3 protein-coding genes are annotated in these 1,680 nt (G+C 58.4%); 2 read left to right on the top strand and 1 reads right to left on the bottom strand.

All coding sequences use genetic code 11. From position 1 onward, the window contains the following. Nucleotides 1-689: type II toxin-antitoxin system death-on-curing family toxin (locus CCD76_RS19270; protein ID WP_087721100.1), on the top strand; the 689-nt coding region annotated here is incomplete at its 5' end. A gap of 41 nt (nt 690-730) precedes the next feature. Next, on the top strand, nt 731-1,180 hold the full coding sequence (locus CCD76_RS19265; RefSeq protein WP_256961397.1) for a LabA-like NYN domain-containing protein: 450 nt from the start codon (nt 731-733) through the stop codon (nt 1,178-1,180). On the opposite strand, the gene CCD76_RS19260 is transcribed toward CCD76_RS19265, so the two are convergent. Continuing rightward, the coding region (locus CCD76_RS19260; protein WP_143543351.1) for a transposase at nt 1,149-1,680 on the bottom strand (532 nt) is incomplete at its 5' end. The two genes, CCD76_RS19265 and CCD76_RS19260, sit on opposite strands and share 32 nt — an antisense overlap.

Here is a 1,680-nt window from a genome sequence, read left to right as displayed (position 1 = left end):
TCCGCCAATGGGCTACGCGTGTCCTCCGAGAGCATCTCACTCAGGGCTGGACGCTGCATCAGCAGCGCTTCGAGGCCAATGCGCGAGAGCTGGAGGCGGCGATGGCGCTGGTTCGCAAGGCGGCGCACAGCTCGGCGTTGGATCTGCCGGGCGGCCGCGGGTTGGTGGATATCGTGGCGCGTTATGCGCAGACGTTTTTGCTATTGCAGCGCTATGACGAAGGGCTGTTGAGCGACCCTGACGTGCAAGCGGGCGGCCGGCTCCCTTCGTTGGAAACGGCGAGATCGGCGCTGGACGCGTTGAAAGCGGAACTGATGGGGCGTGGAGAGGCAACCGAGCTGTTCGCGAGGGATCGTAGCGATGGGTTGGCCTCACTGCTCGGCAATCTTGACCAGTCTGTCTTCGGCGAGCCGGCCTATCCGAGCATCGAGTCGAAAGCGGCGCATCTGCTCTATTTCGTGATCAAGAATCATCCGTTCGCCGACGGCAATAAACGCAGTGGGGCGTTTCTGTTTGTCGACTTCCTGCATCGCAACGGGCGTCTGCTGTCATCTGTTGGGGAGCCCGTCATCAACGATGTCGGGCTGGCGGCGTTGACGCTGCTGGTCGCGGAATCCGATCCAGCCAATAAGGAAACGATGATTCGCCTGATCATGAACATGCTCGCCAACGACTTCTCATCCACCTGATAACGTTGCCGCTTCCATACTTGCCGGGGGATCTCCTTATCATGACTCGCGTCGCTATCTTCGTGGATACCCAGAATGTCTATTACACCGTGCGTGAAGCTTACGGCAAACACTTCGATTATCGTTGGTTCTGGGCGAAGGTGACGGCGAACCGGGAGGTGCTGACTGCCCGCTGTTACGCCACCGACAAGGGCGACGCCAAGCAGCGTGAGTTCCAGAATATTCTCCGGTCGATCGGCTTCGAGGTGAAGCTCAAGCCGTTCATCCAGCGCTCGGATGGCTCCGCCAAAGGCGACTGGGACGTGGGTATCACGCTCGATGCCATTGAGTACGCGGCGCAAGCGGATGTAGTGGTTCTGGTCTCGGGAGATGGAGATTTCGATCTGCTGGCACAAAAAATTGGGTATACGGATTTAATGGTTGATTGGGCATCTTCACCCCACCAACCTGATACCACCCTCAGATGGTTGATAGATCGACCCCGTAGTTGAGTTCCTCTGCGAAGTCCGGCAGTCCGTAACCGATGGTTTTCTTGTGGAACGGAGAGACCTTTGCAGTCGGGGGCTTCTTCTTGTGCTTCGTGGTGTACAGCATTCGTGCCCGCATCACCTCGAAGGAGTAACCACGCCCTTCACGGTTCTTGTCCTTCGCCAGTCGGTTGATGGACTCCGTGTAAGCGTTGGTGACGGGCATGTCCGTCTCGAAGTAAGTCATGATCTCTTCGCGCCAGTTGCCTACAGCCCTGACCAGATCGCTCCAGACTTCCTTCTGGCCCTTCGGAATGGTGGCTATCCAGTCGTCCAGGGCGGCTTCTGCCTGTGGCCGTGTGGTGGCATTCCAGATGCCGTAGAAGCGCTCCTTGTGCTCGTAGGCGGCCAGCAGTTGCGGGAATGCGCCAGTCCAGGTCTCCATAATGAGGCGTTCCCGGTCTGATACTTCGTGAGCGCGTTTCAGCAGGAGTTTCCGGTCTCCCTTGAGAGTCCGGCTCTGG

The sequence above is a fragment of the Salinicola salarius genome, assembly GCF_002179555.1.
Lineage (GTDB): Bacteria > Pseudomonadota > Gammaproteobacteria > Pseudomonadales > Halomonadaceae > Salinicola > Salinicola salarius_A.
Note: the sequence above shows the minus strand (reverse complement) of the source record. Positions and strands in the feature narration are given on the sequence as shown.

Bases quoted from the DNA above. Each gene is read 5' to 3' on its own strand.
- CCD76_RS19265 (WP_256961397.1), top strand. From the start codon at position 731: ATGACTCGCGTCGCTATCTTCGTGGATACCCAGAATGTCTATTACACC.